Genomic DNA, 19,014 nt, shown 5'->3' with positions numbered 1-19,014 from the left:
CTGTGACCCATGACCAGCACCACCGCCGTCCCGGCTGATCCACCCGTCGACCTGTGGTCGCCGCGCCTGCGGGCGATGACGGTGGGCAGCGTCGCCCTGGTGTCCCTGCTCGCCTTCGAGGCGCTCGCGGTGGGCACCGCCATGCCGACAGTGGCCCGCGCCCTGGACGGGCTCGGCCTGTACGCGCTGGCGTTCGGCGGCTCGTTCGCCTCCGGCGTGGTGGCGATGGTCGCCTCCGGCATCTGGTGCGACGCGCGCGGGCCGCGGCCGGCGATGTGGCACGGCGTCGCCTGGTTCGTCGCCGGGCTGGTCGTGGCCGGCTCCGCGACGACCATGGAGGTGCTGGTCGTCGGGCGGGTGGTGCAGGGCTTCGGCTCCGGACTGGTCTCGGTGGCGCTCTACGTGGTGGTCGGTCAGGCGTACCCGGAGCAGTTGCGGCGGCGGATCTTCGCCGCGTTCGCCGCGGCCTGGGTGGTGCCGTCGCTCGTCGGCCCGGCGCTGGCCGGCCTGATCGTGGAACACCTGGGCTGGCGATGGGTGTTCCTCGCGGTACCGGCGGTGGCCATTCCGGCGGCGCTGCTGATCCAGCCGGGGTTGAAGGCGCTGGCCGGCACCGTGCCGACCCGGCCACCCGCGGGCGCGTTGGCCCGCATCGGCTGGGCCTGCGGGGCGGGGGCGAGCGCCGCACTGCTGCACTACGGGGGGCAGCAGCGCGGCGTGCTCGCCGCCGCCCTGATCGGGACGGCGCTGGCCGGGCTGTTCGCCTGCGCGCCGCGTCTGCTGCCGTCCGGGTTCCTGCGCGCGGCACGTGGCCTGCCGACGGTGATCGGCCTGCGCGCGCTGGCCTCGGCGGCGTTCGTCGCGGCCGAGGTGGTGATCCCGCTGATGCTGTCGCGGGAGCGCGGCTTCTCGCCCACCGGCGCCGGGCTGGTGCTGACGGTCGGGGCGCTGTCCTGGTCGGTGGGCTCGTGGATCCAGGGCCGGATCGGCTCACCCCGCTCGGCCGCCAGCCTGCCCCGGGCGGGCCTGGCCTGCATCGCGCTCGGCACGGCGGGCGTCGCGTCGGCGCTGCTGCCCGGGCTGCCGGTGCTGCCGGCGGTGTTCTCCTGGGCCGTGGCCGGGCTCGGCATGGGCCTGCTCTACCCGTCGTTGTCGGTGCTCACCCTGGCGCAGTCCGCCCCGGCCGAACAGGGCCGCAACAGTTCGGCGCTGCAACTGGGCGACTCGCTCGCCGCGGCCACCGTGCTGGCGTTGACCGGCGCGGTCCTGGCCGCCGGCTCGTCACCCGGCCCGGCCAGCTACGCGACCACACTGGCGGTGGCAGCGGGCTGCGGCCTGCTCGGCCTGGCGCTTGCCGGCCGCGTGGTGCCTCGCCCGGCGGGCTGAGGTGTCGCCGCCCGGCCCTCTACCCCCGCCTCTGCTGGTTGATCAAGGAGTTTGTGTCAGGCGACGTGATCCGACCCGAACTCCTTGGTCAGCATCGATGGGGAGCGGAAGGCCGGTGCGCGGGCTGGGGTGGGGCGATCCGGGTCGGGAGGGCCGTCGGGTGGCGCAGGATCGGGTGGAGTGCCGTCGAGCGGGTCGCTGTCACGATCCGGGTCGGCGTCCCGTCCCACAGTGGAGCCGCGGTGTGGCGGCTGCACGCGGTTGGAAGGAGTGGCGATGCGGGTGCTGGTGACCGGGGCGACCGGACGGCTCGGGCGGGTGGCGGTGCCCCGGCTGCGGGACGAGGGCTTCACGCTCCGGGCGGTCAGCCGCCGGCCCCGTACCGGAGACGGGGTCGAGTGGGTGACCGCCGACCTGGCCACCGGCGCCGGGTTGGCGGAGGCGGTCGCCGGGGTGGACGCGGTGCTGCACCTGGCCTCGTCGCCGCAGCGGCGTACCCACGAGGTCGACGTGCTCGGCACCCGCCGGCTGGCAGTGGCCGCCGACCACGCCGGGGTCCGTCACCTGGTGTACGTCTCGATCGTCGGCGTCGACCGGGTGCCGATCGCCTACTACCGGCACAAGCTCGCGGCCGAACAGGTGGTGGCCGCCGGGTCGGTGCCGTGGAGCGTGCTGCGCGCGACCCAGTTCCCGGAGTTCCTGGCGGAGCTGCTGAAAGGCGCGAGCCGTCTCGGGCCGGTGATCGGGGACCGGGCGGTACTCGCCCAGCCGGTCGACCCGATCGACGTGGCGGACCGGCTGGCGGTGATGTTGCTCGCCGGGCCGTCGCACCGGGTCGAGGACTTCGCCGGGCCGCAGGTGCTGCGCTTCGACGAGGCGGCCCGCACCTGGCTCGCGGCCCGGCGGGTGCGCCGGCCGCTGCTGCCGGTCCGGATTCCCGGCCGGCTCGGGCGGGAACTGCGCGGCGGCGGACTCACCACGACGGCCACGCCGACCGGCACCCGCACCTGGGCCGACTACCTCGCGGACACGTACGGGGGAACCGGCGGAAGATGAGATCCGGTCGGATCCGCACCGGCCTACGGTGACCGCATGCTGGTCTTCGTCGCCACAGTGCTCCTCTACGTCTTCGGTTTCGTCTTCCTCTACGGCGTGATCCGGGTCGGCGTCCGGCACGGCATCGAGGACGCCGAGGCGAACCGTCCCGAGGTGCTGCGCCGTCGGCAGCTCACCACCGCCGAGAACCGGGACTTCGCGCAGGAGAACGCGTTCCTCAGCAATCCCAACTGAGGGGCGGCGGCGGGGCCCGGAGGGTCGATCCGCGGGGCGGGTGCGAGGATCGCGACATGATGGGGACGCTGAAGACGGAGCCGGCCCGGGCACGGCTCGACCTGCTGGCCCCGCCGGTCGCCGCGGCGCTGCAGGAGTGGCCGGCCGGGGCCCCGGTGGACGTGGACGACGTGCTCGTCGCCCCGATCGACGCCGACCTGGCCGACACCGCCGCGTTCTGCGAGGCGTACCAGGTGGGACTGGCGGAGTCGGCCAACTGCGTGGTGGTCGCCGGCAAGCGCGGCGGCGAGACCCGGTACGCGGCCTGCGTCGTGCTCGCCACCACCCGCGCCGACGTGAACGGTGTGGTCCGCAAGCTGCTCGACGTGCGCAAGGCGAGCTTCGCGCCGATGGCCGAGGCGGTCGAGTTGAGCGGAATGGAGTACGGCGGCATCACGCCGATCGGGCTGCCGGCGGACTGGCCGATCCTCGTCGACTCGCGGGTGATCGCCACCCCGCACGTGATCATCGGATCGGGCGTACGGCACAGCAAGATCGCCCTGCCCGGGCCGGCGCTCGGCGCGCTGCCCGGGGCGAGGGTGGTGGAGGACCTGGCCAAGCCGGCCTAGGTCCTCATCCGCATCGATCTTGTTCCACGTGAAACATCAGGCTGCCGCTTCGCGCTGCGCCACCTCGCGCAACGCGGCGAGCAGCGTCTCCGGCTCCTGGGCGCCGGTGACCGCGTACTTTCCGGCCAGCACGAACGTCGGCACGCTGGAGACGCCGAGCTGGTGCGCGTCGCTCAGGTCGGCCGCGACCTCCCGGCGGCCGAGGTTCGACTCCAGGTACTGCCGCGCCTCGGTCTCGTCCAGACCGGCCTCGCCGGCCAGCGTGACGAGCGCGTCGATCGATCCGACGTCGACGCCGTCGTGGAAGTGCGCCCGGTAGAGCCGCTCGACCATCTCGGCGGAGCGGCCGCGCTCGGTGGCGAAACGCACCAGCCGGTGCGCGTCGAACGTGTTCGCCGCCACCGCCCGGTCGAACCGCAGGTCCAGACCCGCGCCCGCGGCGACGCCCGTGACGTGCGCGGCCATTCCCTCGGCCTTGTCCCGCCCGCCGAACTTGTCGCCCAGCGCCTCCAGCAGCGGCTTCGGCTCGGTGACCGGCGTCGGGTCGAGCTGGAACGGCCGGAACCGGACCGTCACGTCGCCGTCGTACGCCTCCAGGGCCTGTTCGAGTCGGCGCTTGCCGATCCAGCACCAGGGGCAGACCACGTCGGCGTAGATCTCGATGTCCATGACCAGCGACAACCCGCCGGTCAGGCGATCTGTTCCCGGACCTGGCGCTTGAGCCGGGCCAGGATGGCGGTGCCGCCGCGTACCCGCAGCGGGCTGATCGCCTGGGCCAGGCCCATCCGCTGGTAGAGGTCATCCGGTACGGCCAGCACCTCCTCGGCGCTCGCCCCGGCCAGCCCTTCGGCGAGGATGCCGGCGAACGCGCGGGTGGTGGGCGCCTCCGGCGGGCAGTCGAAGACAGTGCTCACCGTCTTGTCCGCGTTCACCTCGGCACGCAGGAAGAACGCGGTCTGACACTCGGGGACCTGCTCCAGTTCGGCCCGGTCCACCCCCTCGGGCAGGGGCGGGATCACGTCGGCGAACTCCAGCAGCATTTCCAGCACGACGTCGCGCGGTGCGGCGGCGAACTCGTCCACGATCTCGGCCAGCTTGGTCGGCATCTCGGGCATGAGTCGAGGCTATCCGCCGCCGCGCGCCGTCACGCGACGGTGGTGGCGGTGCCCCACGTCACGCGAGCGGGGCACCGCCCTCACGCGTTCGGCGGGGCTTCGCTGATGTCGCTGAGCGCCGACTGGGGGTCGAGCTGCATGGCGAGGTCACCGAGGGAGACGATGCCGACGAGCTTGCGGTCGTTGTCGCAGACCAGCACGCGCCGGATGTTGCGCTCGCGCATCAGCGCCGCAGCCTCGTTCGCCGTGCAGTGCTGCTCGATCATGACCACCTCACGGGTGATGATCGAGCCGATCGTGGTGGTGCCCGGGTCGGCGCGTTCGGCCACCGCCCGCACCACGATGTCGCGGTCGGTGAGCATGCCGGCGAGCGTGGCGCCGTCGGTCACCACCACGTCGCCGATGTCCGACTCCTTCATCACCCGGGCCGCCTCGTCCAGCGGGGTTTCTGCCGGGAGGTAGATCACCTGCCTGGTCATCACGTCACTGACGCGGTACATGAGAGCCTCCGAACACTTCGGTCGATCCGTCTGCGGTACCCGGTGCCGCGTTCGCTACACCCCGTTGTGGCGCGTCGCGCCGACCTCGTCGCGCAGACGCTCCACGATGTCCTCCACCGGCACCTCGATCCGTTCGCCGCTGGCCCGGTCGCGCAGCTCCACGTACCCGTCGGCGAGGCGGCGGCCGACCACGACGGCGCGCGGGACGCCGATCAGCTCGGCGTCGGTGAACTTCACCCCGGCGGAGACGTGGGTGCGGTCGTCGACGAGCACGCGCAGGCCGGCGGCGGCGAGGCGCCCGCCGAGGTCGAGCGCCGCGTCGAGCTGCGGCCCCTTCCCGGCGGCGACCAGGTGTACGTCGCACGGCGCGACAGCCGCGGGCCAGACCAGCCCTCGGTCGTCGTGGTGCTGCTCGGCCACCGCGGCGACCGCCCGGGACACGCCGATGCCGTAGCAGCCCATCGTGGGCCGGACCGGCTTGCCCTCCGGGCCGAGGACGTCGACCGCGAACGCGTCGGTGTACCGGCGTCCGAGCTGGAAGATGTGCCCGACCTCGATGCCCCGCCGGATGGTCAGCTCGCCCCCGTCACAGGCCGGGCAGGGGTCACCGGGGCGCACCTCGGCCGCTTCGATCGTGCCGTCCGGTACGAAGTCGCGCCCGCACACCACGTCGGTGGCGTGCCGGCCCGGCTCGTTCGCGCCGGTCAGCCAGGCGGTGCCGGGCACCACGCGGGGGTCGACCAGATAGCGGATGCCGTGCTTCGCCAGGATCTGCGGCCCGATGTAGCCGCGGACCAGCTCCGGGTGGGCGTCCCAGTCCTCGAAGACCGCCACGGTGGCCGGGGCCAGCACCGCCTCGACCCGCTTGAGGTCCACCTCCCGGTCACCGGGCAGACCGATCACCAGCGGTTCGGCCCGCTCGGCGCCGGGCCGGCGGACGCTGAGGACCACGTTCTTCAACGTGTCGGCAGCGGTCCAGTCGGCGCACCCGCCCAGCTTCCGGGCCTCGGCCAGCTCGACCAGAGCCGCGATGGTGGGCGTCTCCGGGGTGTCGTGCGCCTCGGCGGGCGGGTGCGCGTCCGGGTCACCGGCGGCCGGGGCGCGGGTCACCACCGCCTCGGTGTTCGCCGCGTAGTCGCAGGCGGTGCAGCCGACGAACGTGTCCTCACCGACCGGTGTGGCGGCCAGGAACTCCTCCGACGCGGACCCACCCATCGCGCCGGACATCGCGTGGACAGTGGTGAAGTCCAGCCCGAGCCGGGTGAAGACGCGCTCGTAGGCGGCCCGGTGCCGGTCGTACGCCGCCTGGAGCCCGGTGTCGTCCAGGTCGAACGAGTAGGCGTCCTTCATCAGGAACTCGCGCCCGCGCAGCAGACCGGCCCGGGGACGGGCCTCGTCGCGGAACTTCGTCTGGATCTGGAACAGCGTCACCGGGAAGTCCCGATACGAGGTGAACAGGTCCTTCACCAGCAGCGCGGCCAGCTCCTCGTGGGTCGGCGCGAGCAGGTGGTCGGCGCCCTTGCGGTCGGCGAGCGTGAAGATGTCGTCCCCGTACTCGGTCCACCGCCCGCTGGTCCGGTACGGCTCGGCCGGGAGCAGCGCCGGGAAGTGCACCTCCTGGTCGCCGATCGCGGTCATCTCGTCCCGCACGATCGCGGTGATCCGGTCCAGCACGAGCTTGCCCAGCGGCAGCCAGGTGTAGCCGCCCGGCGCGGCCCGGCGGACGTATCCGGCGCGCAGCAGCAGCCGGTGGCTCGGCACCTCCGCGTCGGCCGGGTCCTCGCGCAGGGTCCGGAGCAGCAGGGTCGACATGCGCAGCAGCATTGCCGCAGCGTACGGCGCGAGCGGAGGGCCGGGCGACCCCTTTCGGTGTCCGTGCGGACCGATCGTCGCCGGCTCGGCGAGGTGGCGGCATCGACACCAGTCGGATGCCGCCACCTCGCCGAGATGGTGCGGACGGGCCAGCAAATGTCGCGGGTGCCGGGTAGGAATGCGGCATGGCTGAGCGACCGCTGATGAAGCTGACGACCACGGTGCTGGACGCGCCGTCCGCAGAGGACCTGGCCGCGTTCTACGAGCGGCTGCTCGGCTGGACCCGGCGCGAGAAGGAACCCGATTGGGTCCTCCTCGCCCCGCCGGAGGGCGGCCACTGGCTGGCGTTCCAGGACGAGCCGGCCTACGTGCGGCCGGTGTGGCCGGCCGGTCCCGGCGACCAGCAGATGTCTGTCCACCTGGACATCAAGGTCGACGACCTGGAGGCGGCGGTGGAATACGCGGTGTCGGTCGGCGCGACGCTGCCCGACTTCCAGCCGCAGGACGACGTCCGGGTGCTCCTCGACCCGGCCGGTCACCCGTTCTGCTTCTACCTCTCATGACGGGCGCCACCGCGTCGGCACGCGCGACCAGCCAGTACGCGACGACGACCGATAACCTGACCGCTCGCATGGCGCTGCACTCGTACGGCACGAACCCGCAGAGCTGGTTCGCGTGGCTCGGCGAGCGGCTGCCGCTGGGCGGGGACGTGTTGGAGGTCGGGGCCGGCACCGGCGAGCTGTGGCACCGCGTGAGCCATCGTGGCCGGCTCACCCTCACCGACTTCTCGCCCGCCATGTGCGAGCGGCTGCGCGAGGTGCCCGATGCCCGGGTGCTGCGCTGCGACGCCACGCACCTGCCGTTCCGTGCCGGCGTCACGGACGCGGTGATCGCCAACTGCATGCTCTACCACCTGGACGACCCGGACGCCGCGCTGCGCGAGTTCGCGCGGGTGCTACGTCCCGGCGGGCGACTCGCCGTCGCCGTGAACGGCCGCGACCACATGGTCGAGCTGGACGCGCTCGGCCCGGCGATCGGGCGCCCCGGCCTGGCGGTCGGATTGCACCAGAACGACGTCACCGCCGAGACCACACCGGCCCGGGTCGCCGCCCACTTCACCGACGTGACAGTCGAGCGCTACCCGGACGAGCTGGCGGTGCCCGCCGCGGAGCCGATCCTGGCGTACATCACTAGCATGATCGGGCCGCTCACCGCCGCGCAGGAGTCGGCCGGGCGTGCGGCGGTCGAGGCTCGCATCGACGCCGAAGGCGCCTTCCGGGTGCGCAAGCACACGGTGCTGATCAGCGCGACGCGCGGCCCCAACCGACCCGGACGAAGGCACGCCAGGCGTCGGGCGTGAAGGTGAGCACCGGTCCGGCCGGGTCCTTGCTGTCCCGCACCCCGACCACCCCGGCCAGGTTGTCCGCCACCTCGACGCAGTCGCCCTGGGTGCCGCTGCGGGTGGACTTCCGCCAGATCGCTCCGGTCAGCTCCATGAGGTCATCACGTCCTTCATCAGCTCGACCGACTGCCGGCGCGGTAGTGCCTCGCTGCGGACACTCTCCCATCTGGACAGCAGGATAGCCACGTCCTCGTCCTTGTCGATCACGACGCCGCCGAGTTGGTTCTCCAGATGCCCCACCCAGCCGCCGTCCGCTGCCCGTGCGAGCGCGAATGGTCCGACCAGGCCGACGTGCATGGTGACCGAGGTCGGCACGATGTGGATGCCGATGTGCGGGTGCTCGGCGCACTCGATGAGGTGCGCGATCTGCTCGGCCATGAGCCCGCGGTAGCCCTCGTCGGCGCGGCGCAGGACGGACTCCTCGATCACGGCGATGTACCTCGGGCGGCCCGGGTCGGAGAGGATCGACTGCCGGTCCAGCCGCACTCCGAGGCGCCGCTCCACCTCGTCATCGGTGATCAGGTCATCTGTGCGGATCATCGCGCGGGCGTAGTTCTCGGTCTGGAGCAGTCCGGGCACCAGGGTCGGCTGGTAGGTACGCAACTGCTGCGCCTGGCGTTCGGCTTCCAGCCAGGGGCGGAACCAGCTCGGCTGGCCGTCGCGCTCGGCGAGCTTGAGCAGCGACATCAACAGCCCGCCGGTGCCCAGCACCTCGTCGGCCCGGGCGAGGAAGAACCGGTCGAGCGGCCGGTGGCCCAGCTCGACGGCCGACACCTGGGAGCCGGAGAAGTGCACCAGCCTCCCGAACTCCTCCTGGCTCAGCTCGGCCCGCAGCCGAAGCCGCCGCAGTTGCGCGCGGATCAGCTCGGCGGTCGGCTCGTTCTCCACACGCTCTCCTCAGACTGCGGCCGGTCTCCCGGCCTCTCCCCGGACCGGCCGCGACGACTTCCGAGAGTAGTGCCCTGATCAGCAGACTGTCACGCGTGAACCTTCCCGTACCGCGGCTCGGGCCGTACCCCGATCGGCCGCGCCCCTACCCGCCGGACCACCAGGCCCACCTGCCGATCCGGCCGCTCTGGCTCTGCCGCGCCTGCGGCGGACCGTGGCCCTGCGCGCCGGCCCGCCTGCTGCTCAAGGCCGAGTACGCGGACCACCCGGTCGATCTGGCCGTCTACCTGTCCGGGCTCTACCACGAGGCCACCCACGACCTGTTCCGTCTCAACCCGCACGACGGGCCGACCCCGCGCGACCTGTTCGAGAGGTTCGTTGGCTGGGGCCCGTACCGGCGGGGCATCGCCGATACGATGCCCGCGACATGACAGCGCCCGGGGACTTCGACCTGACGGTGGACGAGTTGCGCGAGGTGGCGCGGTACGCGGTCCGGCACGCGGAGGACGTCCTCCCGGTCTACGAGCGGGCGGTTCCGGACGACCCGCGTCCCCGCGCGGCGATCGACGCGGCCTGGACGTTCGCGCGCGGTGCGGCCCGGACGAAACTCCAGCGGGTCACGTCCCTCGACGCGCACCGGGCCGCCCGGTCCGCGCCCACCGAGTCCGCGCGCCTGGCCGCGCGGGCCGCCGGTGACGCCGCGGCGGCCGCGTACCTGCACCCGATCGCGAAGGCCACCCAGGTCGGCCACATCCTGCGGGCCGCCGCGAACGCGGCGCGCGTCGCCGAACTGGAAGCCGGCGGCGACGAGACCGTCGGGCAGGCGATGCTGGTCCGGTACCGGCAGCTCGCCACGCCCGCACTCGTCGACGTGCTCCGCCGCTATCCGCCCCTGACCGGCGGCGGCAGCCGTGTGGCCCGGCTGATGAGCAAACTGGACCACGACCTGCGCCACCGCGAGGCCGCGTCGTGATCCTGCCGAAGGTCCGCGATCCCCGGTTCACCACGATCCGCCGGGGCGGGACGCTCACCGACGAGCACCACCACCTGCTGGCGCTCTGGGCCGCCACCTGCGCCGAGCACGTCCTCGGCCTGTTCGAGGCGGTCCGGCCGGACGACAGCCGTCCGCGCGAGGCGATCGCGTACGCCCGGGCCTGGGTGCGGGGCGAGGTCAGGATGATGGAGGCGCGCGCGGCCGGGGGTCACGCCATGGGCGGGGCCCGGGACCTGCGCGGGGCGGCCCGCAACGCCGCGTACGCCGCCGGACAGGCCGCCGTCGTGGCCCACGTCGCCGCGCACGAACTCGGCGCCGCCGCGTACGCGATCAAGGCGGTACGCGCTGCGGCGCCCGCCGGTCGCGGCGACGTGGCCGGGCGGGCCGAGTGCCGGTGGCAGCGCGACCAGCTCCCGGCCGAGATCCGCGAGCTGGTCTTGGACGACCAGCGGCTGCGCAACGACATCTGCTGGTCGGTCTTCGACTGCTGACGCCGGCCGGGTCCTGTCGGGAAAGTGCCACGGGCGGCGGCAACCATGGCGTGGGCGGGTGGCGTCTCGGAAGGCGTCACGCTGGTGCACCACCTGACCCCAAGGACCGGCTCGTGTGGATCTTCTCCTGACTGAGTTCGACCTGTTCGTGCGAACTCGTACGCCCGCGCTGCTGCGCTCCGCCTACCTGCTGACCGGCGACCAGCATCTGGCCGAGGATCTCGTCCAGTCCGCCCTGGCCCGTACGCACCGTGCCTGGAACCGGTTGCACGAGACCGGCAACGCGGAGGCGTACACCCGGAAGGTCATGTACCACCTGCAGGTCTCCTGGTGGCGACGTCGCCGGGTGGCCGAGTCGATGCCGGGCGACGTGCCCGAGCCGCGCGGAGGCGACTCGGCACTCGACCACGCCCAGCAGACCACGCTCCGGCTGACCCTTCGGGCCGCGCTGTCCCGGCTCTCTCCCAAACAGCGGGCCGTGCTGGTTCTGCGGTTCTTCGAGGACCGCACCGAAACCGAGGCCGCCGAGCTGCTCGGCGTGACAGTCGGCACCGTCAAGAGCCAGACCTCGAAGGCGCTGACGAAGCTGCGCAGCGTGGCACCGGAGCTCGCCGAGCTGTACGTCACGGAAGGAACCGCCCGATGAACCAGGACCGACTGCGTTTCGACCTGGCCGACCTGGCCGAGGAGGTCACCCCGGTCGACCTGCGGGACCGGGCACTGCGTACCTCGCGGCGGCTCGGCATCCGGCGGGCCGCCGCCACCTCCGCCGCCGTGCTGGTGGTGCTGGCCGCCGCGACCGGAACGGCACTGGCGATCCGGCCGAACAGTCAGACGCCCGTGCCGGCCGGGCCGTCGGTCACCGTCACCGCCCCGCCGGTCGAGCCCACTGCGACCCCGTCCGTCGAGCCGTCGAGCACGCCGTCGGCCGGGTCCAGCGAAACCACCGGCGAGGGGCCGAACGGTGACGCGACCTTCGGGCGGCTCGTCTACGGCCCGTCCGACCTGGCGAACGCCCCGTCCCCGACGAGCACCGTCCGGCTTCAGTCCTGGCGACCGGGCGACGATCCGGTCCGCCTGCTCGGGCTCCCGTACGGGCCGGCGCAGGTAAACGTCTCGGTGTCACCCGACGGAAAGAGGGTGGCCTGGGTCGAGACGACCGGTGCGGTGTGGGTGTCGGCCCTCGACGGCTCGGGGCGGCGCAAGCTCCGGGACGGCGTCGACGACATCTGCTGGTCACCCGTCTGGCTGCCGAAATCGCAGCAGCTCGTCGTGCGTCTGAACGCTGCCGGCGACGACCCGGCCACCGGCGTGCTCGACGTCTCGTCCGGGAAGTTCACCAGGGTGACGGGCCTCGACGGCTGTCACGCCGTGTTCGCGGCGGACGGGACACTGGCGTTCGCCGACGGCTCCGACGGCACGATCGTCCTCACCGACCGGAACGGCAGGAACCGACGGACGGTGCCGGGCCTGGGCGCCAAGGGCAGCCGGTACGTCTCCTTCGACCTGTCCAGTCTCTCCCCCGACGGACGGCGGCTCGCGCTCCTGCGGATCGACCGGAACGGCACGTACGGGGACGCCGCACGGGAGCTTCTCGTCAACGCCGTGCTCGACACCCGGACCGGCGAGGAGGTGTCGCTGCCGCTGGAGGGACGTCAACTGCGGCAGGTCTTCTTCCAGCCGGACGGGTCGATGGTGGTCCGGGTCCGCAGCGGTGACCGCTACGTGGTGGTACTGGTGGACGCGACCGGCAGGAAGATCACCGAGCGGACGGAGCCCTCGGCTCTGCGGGACATGCAGATCATCACCGCAGGACCGTGATCGCCGCGTCCGCGGTGACGTGCTTCCACGGCACCAGCACCACAGTGCCGTCGCGCTCCAGCACCTTCGCGTCGCTGCCCTCGGTGCCGGCCGACAGCGGCGCCTCGGCCACCACGCTCACCTTCCCGGTGGCCGGATCGATCCGGACCAGCCGCGGAGCGAGATCCCTCCGGTCGCCCACCTCCCACGCCAGCAGGCCCTGCTCGTCGAGGCGGACGAGTTCCACCTCGCTGTCGGTGTGCCCGGCCGACACCCAGCGCCGCTTCCCGGTGGCCAGGTCGATCGCCACCACCTGGTTGGCCTGGCGCATCTTGTCGCCCACCGGAGAGGACTCGGTCGGCAGGTAGAGCGTGTCCGCGTCGGTCAGGTACGGCCGGATCTCCGGCCCGCTGACCGTGTTGGAGCGGTTGACCGGCAGGTCGCTGAACCGCGTACCGTCGACGGGGTTGCCGAACGTGGCCCGCTCCTTGCCGGTGGCGTCGCGCGCGACGAACGTCTCGGTGCTCAGGCCGGGCCGGCTGACCAGCGGGTCGACGCTGAGCACCCCGTCGCTCTGCTGCGCGGCGGGCAGTTTCTGCTGCCAGCGTGGCTTGCCGGTGGCCGGGTCCAGGCCGAGCAGCGCGCCCTGGTCGCCGTCGCAGCGCGCGGTGACCACCGCCTGGTCCCCGGCGGCCTGCGCGTCGGTCAGGCGGCAGTCACGGCCGGGCAGCAGCCGGTCGGCGTCGGTCTGCCACAGCCGCTTGCCGTCGGCCAGCGAGTAGCCGAGGACGCTCTCGCCGCTGCGGACGACCACCTGCCCGGCGGCCACCGACAGGTCGGGGGCGACGGTCTCGGACCGGCCCGCCCGGCGTTCGACAGGGAACGTCACCCGCCACGTCTGCGTGCCACCGGCCGCGTCGAACCCGACGAGCGTGTCGCACGAGTCGGCCGGACCGAGCGCCACCACACCCCGCCCTTCGGCGAGGGTCTGCGCGGCAGCGCACAGCGAGGCCGCCTGCGGCGCGGGCACGCCCCACGCCTGGCCGCCGTCGCCGAGCCGGTAGGCGATGATCCCGTCCGGCTGGGCCCGGACCACCGCGTCGCCGACCAGCCAGGCGCCGAACATGTCCTGCCCGTCGTACGTCTTCAGTCCGTTGCGCTGCAACTCCGGGAAGTCGAGCACCCACGCGGTACGCAGCTTCTTCCCGTCGTCGTCACCGCCGCCGACCAGCCGGGACACGCCGTAGGCGGTGCCGGCCGCGACCGCGAGCACGGCCACCAGTCCACCGGCCACCAGCAACGCCACGCGCCCGCGCCGCTTCGGCGCCGCAGGCGGCGCACCCCCCGGACCCGGGCGGCCCACCGGCGGGTACGCGGGCGGCGGGTACTGCTGGTGCTGATACGTCATCGGTCGTCTCCCGTTTCGGTCAGCCCGCCAGTTCGCGGACGTAGTCGGCCCAGCCGGCCTGGAACTCGTCGAGCGACACGCCGAGCACGTCCCGGGCGGCGCGGTCGGTCGGGGTGCCGGCGTAGACCGCCTCGACGAAGCGGAACAGCTTCGGTTCGCCGTGCTTCTCGGCGAGGTGGTTCATCGCGGTGTGCCCGAGCCAGTAGTGGAAGGTCAGCAGGCCGCTCTTCTCCCAGTCGCCGTTGCTGGGCAGCGTGCCGTTCCAGCCGTTGCGGACCAACTGCAGGGCCTGCGCCGTGCGGTCGCTGGCGGACAGCGGGCGGCCGTGGAAGGCGATGTACTCGGCGAAGCCCTCGACCACCCACTCGTCGAGCTTGCTGAACTCGTCCATGGCGGCCGGGTCGGTGCGGGGCGTCATCAGCGAGTGCGCGATCTCGTGCCGCAACACCATGTGGGCGTCGTTGTCGCCGCCGGAGCGGGTGAAGTAACGATCTCTGGTGTCCACCACGATGCGGGTGCCGCCGATCGTGGTCTTGCCGTCCTTGCGCTCGGCCGCGACCATGCCCACCGAGTAGCCCGCCTCGGTGGCCTTCTCGGTGCCGATCCGGTAGAGCGAGGTCATCTCTTCCTTGCCGGCGGCGAGCGTGACGACGAACTTGTCCGACACCGGCTCGGGCGGCGCGTTGGCCCGCCACACGGCCAGGTTGCTCGTCACCGACTTGTCGACGGCCGGGGCGTACCGCTTCGCCACGTCGGCCCGGGCCGCGTCGGTGATGATCAGGGCGAACGGGGTCCGCTCGACATGGATCTCCTGCCACTTGTCCCACGGCCCGGGGTAGTAGACGGTCTTCGAGTCGCCGTTGCCGCCGGCCGGCGCGCCGGTCACCGCGGTGACCCGGATCGGCGCGTCCTTGCCGTCGCGGACGATCGTCCAGCGGTACCACTCGGCGACCGGCGCCAGGTCGAAGCCGTCCAGCTGGTGCACGAAGGAGACGTCGAGCTGGAACGTGACGCCCTGCCCGAAGGCGTCGCTGACGCGGCCCTGCTTCTCGATCGTCTCGTAGCGGGCCACCGACAGCGGCAACTTGCCCAGGTTGCGGAACAGCTGGGTCTGCCCGGCGATCAGCTCCCTGCGGGCCGGGTCGAACGCGGCCAGGTAGCCGTCCAGGTCCTTCGCCGCCAGCGCCTGGCTGTGCCGGTCGAGCAGGGCGGTCAGCTCGGCGTCCGTGACGGTGACGCCGTTCGCGCCGGCTGCGGCCTTCGGCGCCGGGCCGTCCTCGTCGTCGCCGCGCAGGCTCAGCCCGACGCCCACCGCTGTGCCGGCGCAGACCGCCAGCGCGAGCGCACCCGCCGCGAGCCCGATCCAGAGCCCACGGCGGGACTTCGGGGCCGGGGGCGGCGGCCCCCACGGCACCGGCTGCGCGGGCGGCAGTGGTGCGCCGTACCGGGGGTCGGCGTTGCCGGGCGACGGCCAACCTGCCGCCGGTGGGTGCCCCTGCGTCATGTGGTTCCTCACTCGTGCCGGGTGCGGGACCAGCCGGACGGTTCCGCCCGGCGGGATGACGGCAAACATCATCCCCGGTCCGGACGACGGATTCTGCCCCGCCCGGACGTGTCGGGGCTTTTGTCCCCGGGGTGGCTGTCGCGCACAGGACGTCGAGACATCCGCCACGTCCGGCGTCCAGGGCCAGCGGGACCGGTCCGTGCGGTGACAGACTGTGCGACGCACTTCTGCCGGGACGTCTGAGGGAGGCGCCGTGCGCTGGCGCAGCTACGTGGCGGTGGGCGACAGCTTCACCGAGGGCATGGACGACGCGTATCCGGACGGCAGCTATCGAGGCTGGGCCGATCTGGTCGCCACCCGTCTGGCTGTCGAGGCCGGGCCCGACTTCGGCTACGCCAACCTGGCCATCCGCGGTCGGCTGTTCCCGAACGTGGTGGCCGAGCAGGTGCCGTCCGCGTTGGCCATGAAGCCCGACCTGATCAGCTTCGCGGCCGGCGGCAACGACGTGCTGCGCCGCAGCTTCGACCCGGACGCCTTCGTCCCCCGCTTCGACGCGGTCGTGCAGCGGCTGCGGTCCGTCGGCAGCGACGTGGTGCTGTTCCGGTTCGCCGACGTGATGTCCCGGCTGCCCGGCCAGCGGATGATGGCCCCGCGCGTGGCGCTGCTCAACCGGGTGGTCGGCGAGGTGGCCGAGCGGCACGGCGCGATCCTGGTCGACCTGTACGCCGACGACACCTACCTCAACCCGCTGCTCTGGAGCACCGACCGGATTCACCTCTCCGCGGAGGGCCACCGCCGGGTCGCCGCGCAGGTGCTCACCGCGCTCGGCGTCGGCTGCGACGAGGAGTGGCTGCTGGTGCCGCCGCACCCGGCGCCCAGCCCGTGGCTGGCCGCGCGCGCCGCCGACCTGCGCTGGGCCGGCAAGCACCTGGCACCGTGGATCAGGCGCCGGTTGACCGGGCGCTCGTCCGGCGACTTCATCACCGCGAAGCGTCCGGTGCTCAGGCCGGTCGACTTCGACTGAGCGTGCGTACCGTCCACGCCGCCGACCTGCTGCGGCTGACACCCGACGACCCACCCCGAGCCGGGTGGGCGGTCGTGGTCGCCGGTGACCGGGTCGAGGCGATCGTGCCGACGGACGAGCTTCCCGGCGCGTACCCCGGGGTGCGGGTGCGGCGGTGGGCCGGAACGCTCGGGCCGGCGCTCGTGCACGACGGCCCGCTGCCTCCGGCGCCCACGCCGCGCGAGCGGGTGCACGCGCTGTTCCGGCTCGGCGTCGCGGCGGTGGTCGAGGAGCACGTGGCCGATCCGGCGCTGCGGGCCGCCGCCGCCCGCAACGACGTGGCGGTGCTGCCCGGCGTGCGGCCGCCCGCGCTGGTGGCCGGCGGGCGGGCCGACCTCGCCGTGTTCGGCCCGGACGGCTCCTGCCTGGCCACAGTGGTCGCCGGGCGCCTGGTGCACCGCCGCGCCTGACCCCCGCCGGACGGCTGGACCTTCACCGCCGGATCGTCCGATGTGTCCGGTCATCCGCTTATCGGGATCGCCCGATGTCCGCCCCACTGGATAGCATCCGCTACCCCCGTCGATCGAGTACGGGGCGAAATCGGGGAAAGGTGGATGAGGGATGACCCTCATGCCTGACAGAAATCCACGTCGAACCGGCCGGCGAAGCGTGCTCGCCGCCGCGCTGTCGATAGTGGTCGCGGCCGGAGCGGTGGCCGCTACCGCGGCGCCGGCAGCCGCGTACGACATCCGCTACGAGACGAACACCTCGTGGGCCTGGACCGACTCGCACTCGCCCACCACGATCACCGTCGACCGTCCCGGCGACGTGCCGGTCGGCACCTGGAAGGACGAGAAGGGCCGCCCGCACACCTCGCGCGCCTACTTCACGTTCGACATCTCCCGTTACCGGGGAGCGGACATCCAGTCGGCCGTCCTCGACGTGAAGGAGACGGCGGGCGGCGACTGCACCAGACGTCCCGTGGTGGAGCTGCGGCGTACCGCCGCCTACACCACCCGGTCGAGCTGGCGGAACCCCCCGGCCGACCTGGGGCTGGTCGACAGCCGCCAGCTCACCGACCAGACCGTCTGCCCGGCGCCCCGGGTGGAGTTCGACGCGATCGACGGGCTGCGCCAGGCGCTCGCCGAGGGCCGGTCGACGCTGACCCTCTCGCTGCGGCTGCCCGCCGACGCCGAGCGGGACCCGGCACTGGCCCGGAAGTACGCCAGCAAGGTCGGCATCTCGATCGACTACAACTTCCGCCCCGGCGTGCCGACCGACCTGCGGAGCGAGACCGGCACGGCGTGCACCACCACCGAGCCGTACCAGGTCATCCGCTACCCCGTCCCCTCCGGAGTGGTGCACGACCGGGACCGCAACGACAGCGGCGGCACGGACCAGCTCACCGTCTCCTTCGCGGCCTGGCCGGTCGACCAGCCGGAGGCGCGGATCGAGCAGACCGACTACGCGCGCGACGGCGAGCGGGCCGTCGGCCGCTACGACACCATCTATCCGTCGCCGTTCGAGCACGACCGGACGTACGCCTGGCAGATGCGGGCGGCGGACAGCCGGGCCGCCGGTGAGTGGAGCCCGGTCTGCTACTTCCGCCTCGACGTCCAGGGGCCGGCCACGCCGCCCGTCGTGACGTCGACCGACTTCCCCGACGACGACGGGTGGTACCCGGCTCTGCCCGGCGAGTTCACCTTCACCGCCAACGGCGCCGCCGACGTGGTGCGGTACAGCTACTCGCTGGACTCCGGCGTCGAGAAGACGATCGACGCGGACCGGACGGGCGGCACGGCCACCGTCACGCTCACCCCGGACAGCGGCCCGAACACCCTGCGGGTGTGGAGCCTCGACGCGGTCGGCAACCGCTCGGCGACCACCGAGTACACGTTCCGCGCCTCGGACGTGTCGCCGGTCGTGGAGGGACGGCTGAGCGAGATCGGGGTGCCTGCCACGTTCCAGCTGCGTCCGCAGATGGACGGCGTGGTGCGCTACCGCTACGCCCTCGACGGCGACCCCGAGCAGACGGTGGACGCCGCGGCGGACGGCTCTGCCGCGATCACCGTCACCGCGACCCGGGGTGGCTCCCGCACCCTGACCGTCACCAGCGTCACGGCCGGCGGCGTGGAGGCCACCAGCAGCCGGCAGTTCACCCTGCCGACCGCGCCGAAGGTCTCGGCCACCGTCTACCTGCCCATCCCCAGCGGAGGGCAGGGTATTCCGGGCGTCTTCACCTTCACCCCCCGCCTGCCCGACACGGTCAGCTACCGCTACCAGTTCACCGGCGAGGACCAGAAGGTGGTGGCCGCGCAGGCCGACGGCACCGCGTCGGTCACCTGGGCGCCGACCGAGGCGGGCGTGGTCAACCTGGTCGTGCGGAGCGTGAGCCGGGACGGCACCGAGTCGGAGGCGGCGACCTTGTCCTTCCGGGTGCGGGACCTGCGCCCCGCCGTCACCGCTGACCCGTACCGGACGGACGTGCCCACCGGCGGTCCGGGCCAGCCGGGCGAGTTCCGGTTCACGTCGCAACTCACCACGACGGTGGCGTTCCTCTACCGGTTCGACGACGGCGTCGAGCAGCGCGTCGAGACGGGTAACCGGGCGACGGTGAGCTGGACGCCCACCGAGGGCGGGACGCACACGCTCACTGTCGTCGGGGTCACCGCGGACGGCACCCGCTCGCCCGAGCAGGTCTGGACGTTCCTGGTGAACGACGAGCCGCAGGTCCAGTCGGCGGAGTAGCCGCAGAGCAGCAGCGGCCTGACCGCACCGGCCCCACCACTTTTCCGAGGCGGTGGGGCCGGTGT

Annotated in this window: 22 protein-coding genes; 14 read left to right on the top strand and 8 right to left on the bottom strand. The window is 73.1% G+C overall.

The features are described 5' to 3' along the window. Positions 1-9 precede the first annotated feature (9 nt). From AMK25_RS05270 to AMK25_RS05255, 4 genes are all read left to right on the top strand, one after another. A complete protein-coding gene (locus AMK25_RS05270; protein WP_073826989.1) occupies positions 10-1,386 on the top strand; it encodes an MFS transporter in 1,377 nt (458 codons plus the stop codon). Positions 1,387-1,662: 276 nt separating this feature from the next. After that, positions 1,663-2,442: an SDR family oxidoreductase gene (locus AMK25_RS05265; RefSeq protein ID WP_073826988.1), complete on the top strand. Its 780-nt coding sequence runs from the start codon at positions 1,663-1,665 to the stop codon at positions 2,440-2,442. Positions 2,443-2,478: 36 nt separating this feature from the next. Then, positions 2,479-2,676 carry a hypothetical protein gene (locus AMK25_RS05260; protein ID WP_043327658.1) on the top strand — a complete coding sequence of 66 codons (198 nt, stop codon included), beginning with the start codon at positions 2,479-2,481 and terminating at the stop codon, positions 2,674-2,676. Positions 2,677-2,735: 59 nt separating this feature from the next. Beyond that, positions 2,736-3,284 carry a YbaK/EbsC family protein gene (locus tag AMK25_RS05255; RefSeq protein ID WP_073827094.1) on the top strand — a complete coding sequence of 183 codons (549 nt, stop codon included), beginning with the start codon at positions 2,736-2,738 and terminating at the stop codon, positions 3,282-3,284. A gap of 36 nt (positions 3,285-3,320) precedes the next feature. On the opposite strand, the gene AMK25_RS05250 is transcribed toward AMK25_RS05255, so the two are convergent. The 4 genes from AMK25_RS05250 to AMK25_RS05235 all read right to left on the bottom strand — a co-directional run bounded on the left by AMK25_RS05250 (position 3,321) and on the right by AMK25_RS05235 (position 6,723). Beyond that, positions 3,321-3,953, bottom strand: coding sequence for a DsbA family oxidoreductase (locus AMK25_RS05250; protein ID WP_073826987.1), 633 nt, complete (start codon positions 3,951-3,953; stop codon positions 3,321-3,323). A 20-nt stretch (positions 3,954-3,973) separates the two neighbouring features. Beyond that, positions 3,974-4,399 (bottom strand): SufE family protein, encoded by a 426-nt coding sequence (locus AMK25_RS05245; RefSeq protein ID WP_073826986.1) that lies wholly within the window; start codon positions 4,397-4,399, stop codon positions 3,974-3,976. Between the two features lie 80 nt (positions 4,400-4,479). Continuing rightward, the gene (locus AMK25_RS05240) at positions 4,480-4,899 is read right to left on the bottom strand and encodes a CBS domain-containing protein (RefSeq protein ID WP_073826985.1); all 420 of its coding nucleotides are present in this window, start codon (positions 4,897-4,899) and stop codon (positions 4,480-4,482) included. A 54-nt stretch (positions 4,900-4,953) separates the two neighbouring features. Then, positions 4,954-6,723: a proline--tRNA ligase gene (locus AMK25_RS05235; RefSeq protein ID WP_073826984.1), complete on the bottom strand. Its 1,770-nt coding sequence runs from the start codon at positions 6,721-6,723 to the stop codon at positions 4,954-4,956. A gap of 173 nt (positions 6,724-6,896) precedes the next feature. Between AMK25_RS05235 and AMK25_RS05230 the strand changes: the two genes are divergently transcribed. Together AMK25_RS05230 and AMK25_RS05225 are read left to right on the top strand one after the other, a co-directional pair. Further along, complete coding sequence (locus tag AMK25_RS05230) at positions 6,897-7,274, top strand: VOC family protein (RefSeq protein ID WP_073826983.1); 378 nt, start codon at positions 6,897-6,899, stop codon at positions 7,272-7,274. A 68-nt stretch (positions 7,275-7,342) separates the two neighbouring features. Continuing rightward, the gene (locus tag AMK25_RS05225; protein WP_274534140.1) at positions 7,343-8,071 is read left to right on the top strand and encodes a class I SAM-dependent methyltransferase; all 729 of its coding nucleotides are present in this window, start codon (positions 7,343-7,345) and stop codon (positions 8,069-8,071) included. Here AMK25_RS05225 and AMK25_RS05220 read toward each other — a convergent pair. Beyond that, positions 8,013-8,207, bottom strand: a complete 195-nt coding sequence (locus tag AMK25_RS05220) for a DUF397 domain-containing protein (protein ID WP_073826981.1) — start codon at positions 8,205-8,207, stop codon at positions 8,013-8,015. The two genes, AMK25_RS05225 and AMK25_RS05220, sit on opposite strands and share 59 nt — an antisense overlap. After that, positions 8,198-9,001 carry a DUF5753 domain-containing protein gene (locus tag AMK25_RS05215; protein WP_073826980.1) on the bottom strand — a complete coding sequence of 268 codons (804 nt, stop codon included), beginning with the start codon at positions 8,999-9,001 and terminating at the stop codon, positions 8,198-8,200. The genes AMK25_RS05220 and AMK25_RS05215 overlap by 10 nt, the downstream gene beginning before the upstream one ends. Positions 9,002-9,096: 95 nt before the next feature. On the opposite strand from AMK25_RS05215, the gene AMK25_RS05210 reads away from it, so the two are divergent. From AMK25_RS05210 to AMK25_RS05190, 5 genes are all read left to right on the top strand, one after another. Beyond that, positions 9,097-9,432, top strand: a complete 336-nt coding sequence (locus AMK25_RS05210) for a hypothetical protein (RefSeq protein WP_443189898.1) — start codon at positions 9,097-9,099, stop codon at positions 9,430-9,432. Then, on the top strand, positions 9,429-9,974 hold the full coding sequence (locus AMK25_RS05205; RefSeq protein ID WP_073826978.1) for a putative immunity protein: 546 nt from the start codon (positions 9,429-9,431) through the stop codon (positions 9,972-9,974). Before AMK25_RS05210 ends, AMK25_RS05205 begins: the two co-directional genes overlap by 4 nt. Further along, on the top strand, positions 9,971-10,486 hold the full coding sequence (locus tag AMK25_RS05200; protein ID WP_073826977.1) for a putative immunity protein: 516 nt from the start codon (positions 9,971-9,973) through the stop codon (positions 10,484-10,486). The genes AMK25_RS05205 and AMK25_RS05200 overlap by 4 nt, the downstream gene beginning before the upstream one ends. A 115-nt stretch (positions 10,487-10,601) precedes the next feature. Beyond that, the gene (locus AMK25_RS05195; RefSeq protein WP_073826976.1) at positions 10,602-11,132 is read left to right on the top strand and encodes a SigE family RNA polymerase sigma factor; all 531 of its coding nucleotides are present in this window, start codon (positions 10,602-10,604) and stop codon (positions 11,130-11,132) included. Next, positions 11,129-12,307, top strand: coding sequence for a WD40 repeat domain-containing protein (locus AMK25_RS05190; RefSeq protein WP_073826975.1), 1,179 nt, complete (start codon positions 11,129-11,131; stop codon positions 12,305-12,307). The genes AMK25_RS05195 and AMK25_RS05190 overlap by 4 nt, the downstream gene beginning before the upstream one ends. Here the strand turns inward: AMK25_RS05190 and AMK25_RS05185 are convergent. Together AMK25_RS05185 and AMK25_RS05180 are read right to left on the bottom strand one after the other, a co-directional pair. Further along, a complete protein-coding gene (locus AMK25_RS05185) occupies positions 12,291-13,694 on the bottom strand; it encodes a PQQ-like beta-propeller repeat protein (protein ID WP_073826974.1) in 1,404 nt (467 codons plus the stop codon). The two genes, AMK25_RS05190 and AMK25_RS05185, sit on opposite strands and share 17 nt — an antisense overlap. 19 nt (positions 13,695-13,713) lie before the next feature. Beyond that, positions 13,714-15,198 carry a hypothetical protein gene (locus AMK25_RS05180; RefSeq protein ID WP_073826973.1) on the bottom strand — a complete coding sequence of 495 codons (1,485 nt, stop codon included), beginning with the start codon at positions 15,196-15,198 and terminating at the stop codon, positions 13,714-13,716. Positions 15,199-15,451: 253 nt separating this feature from the next. On the opposite strand from AMK25_RS05180, the gene AMK25_RS05175 reads away from it, so the two are divergent. The 3 genes from AMK25_RS05175 to AMK25_RS05165 all read left to right on the top strand — a co-directional run bounded on the left by AMK25_RS05175 (position 15,452) and on the right by AMK25_RS05165 (position 18,949). Next, complete coding sequence (locus tag AMK25_RS05175; RefSeq protein ID WP_073826972.1) at positions 15,452-16,222, top strand: SGNH/GDSL hydrolase family protein; 771 nt, start codon at positions 15,452-15,454, stop codon at positions 16,220-16,222. Between the two features lie 2 nt (positions 16,223-16,224). After that, complete coding sequence (locus AMK25_RS05170) at positions 16,225-16,671, top strand: hypothetical protein (RefSeq protein ID WP_073826971.1); 447 nt, start codon at positions 16,225-16,227, stop codon at positions 16,669-16,671. Between the two features lie 160 nt (positions 16,672-16,831). Then, complete coding sequence (locus tag AMK25_RS05165; RefSeq protein ID WP_143194674.1) at positions 16,832-18,949, top strand: hypothetical protein; 2,118 nt, start codon at positions 16,832-16,834, stop codon at positions 18,947-18,949. Positions 18,950-19,014: the final 65 nt, after the last annotated feature.

It is taken from the genome of Micromonospora sp. TSRI0369, from assembly GCF_001905625.1.
Lineage (GTDB): Bacteria > Actinomycetota > Actinomycetes > Mycobacteriales > Micromonosporaceae > Micromonospora > Micromonospora echinospora_A.
Note: the sequence above shows the minus strand (reverse complement) of the source record. Positions and strands in the feature narration are given on the sequence as shown.

Coding starts and splice junctions, on each gene's coding strand:
- AMK25_RS05270 (WP_073826989.1), top strand. CDS start 10: ATGACCAGCACCACCGCCGTCCCGGCTGATCCACCCGTCGACCTGTGG.
- AMK25_RS05265 (WP_073826988.1), top strand. CDS start 1,663: ATGCGGGTGCTGGTGACCGGGGCGACCGGACGGCTCGGGCGGGTGGCG.
- AMK25_RS05260 (WP_043327658.1), top strand. CDS start 2,479: ATGCTGGTCTTCGTCGCCACAGTGCTCCTCTACGTCTTCGGTTTCGTC.
- AMK25_RS05255 (WP_073827094.1), top strand. CDS start 2,736: ATGGGGACGCTGAAGACGGAGCCGGCCCGGGCACGGCTCGACCTGCTG.
- AMK25_RS05250 (WP_073826987.1), bottom strand. CDS start 3,953: ATGGACATCGAGATCTACGCCGACGTGGTCTGCCCCTGGTGCTGGATC.
- AMK25_RS05245 (WP_073826986.1), bottom strand. CDS start 4,399: ATGCCCGAGATGCCGACCAAGCTGGCCGAGATCGTGGACGAGTTCGCC.
- AMK25_RS05240 (WP_073826985.1), bottom strand. CDS start 4,899: ATGTACCGCGTCAGTGACGTGATGACCAGGCAGGTGATCTACCTCCCG.
- AMK25_RS05235 (WP_073826984.1), bottom strand. CDS start 6,723: ATGCTGCTGCGCATGTCGACCCTGCTGCTCCGGACCCTGCGCGAGGAC.
- AMK25_RS05230 (WP_073826983.1), top strand. CDS start 6,897: ATGGCTGAGCGACCGCTGATGAAGCTGACGACCACGGTGCTGGACGCG.
- AMK25_RS05225 (WP_274534140.1), top strand. CDS start 7,343: ATGGCGCTGCACTCGTACGGCACGAACCCGCAGAGCTGGTTCGCGTGG.
- AMK25_RS05220 (WP_073826981.1), bottom strand. CDS start 8,207: ATGGAGCTGACCGGAGCGATCTGGCGGAAGTCCACCCGCAGCGGCACC.
- AMK25_RS05205 (WP_073826978.1), top strand. CDS start 9,429: ATGACAGCGCCCGGGGACTTCGACCTGACGGTGGACGAGTTGCGCGAG.
- AMK25_RS05190 (WP_073826975.1), top strand. CDS start 11,129: ATGAACCAGGACCGACTGCGTTTCGACCTGGCCGACCTGGCCGAGGAG.
- AMK25_RS05185 (WP_073826974.1), bottom strand. CDS start 13,694: ATGACGTATCAGCACCAGCAGTACCCGCCGCCCGCGTACCCGCCGGTG.
- AMK25_RS05180 (WP_073826973.1), bottom strand. CDS start 15,198: ATGACGCAGGGGCACCCACCGGCGGCAGGTTGGCCGTCGCCCGGCAAC.
- AMK25_RS05165 (WP_143194674.1), top strand. CDS start 16,832: ATGCCTGACAGAAATCCACGTCGAACCGGCCGGCGAAGCGTGCTCGCC.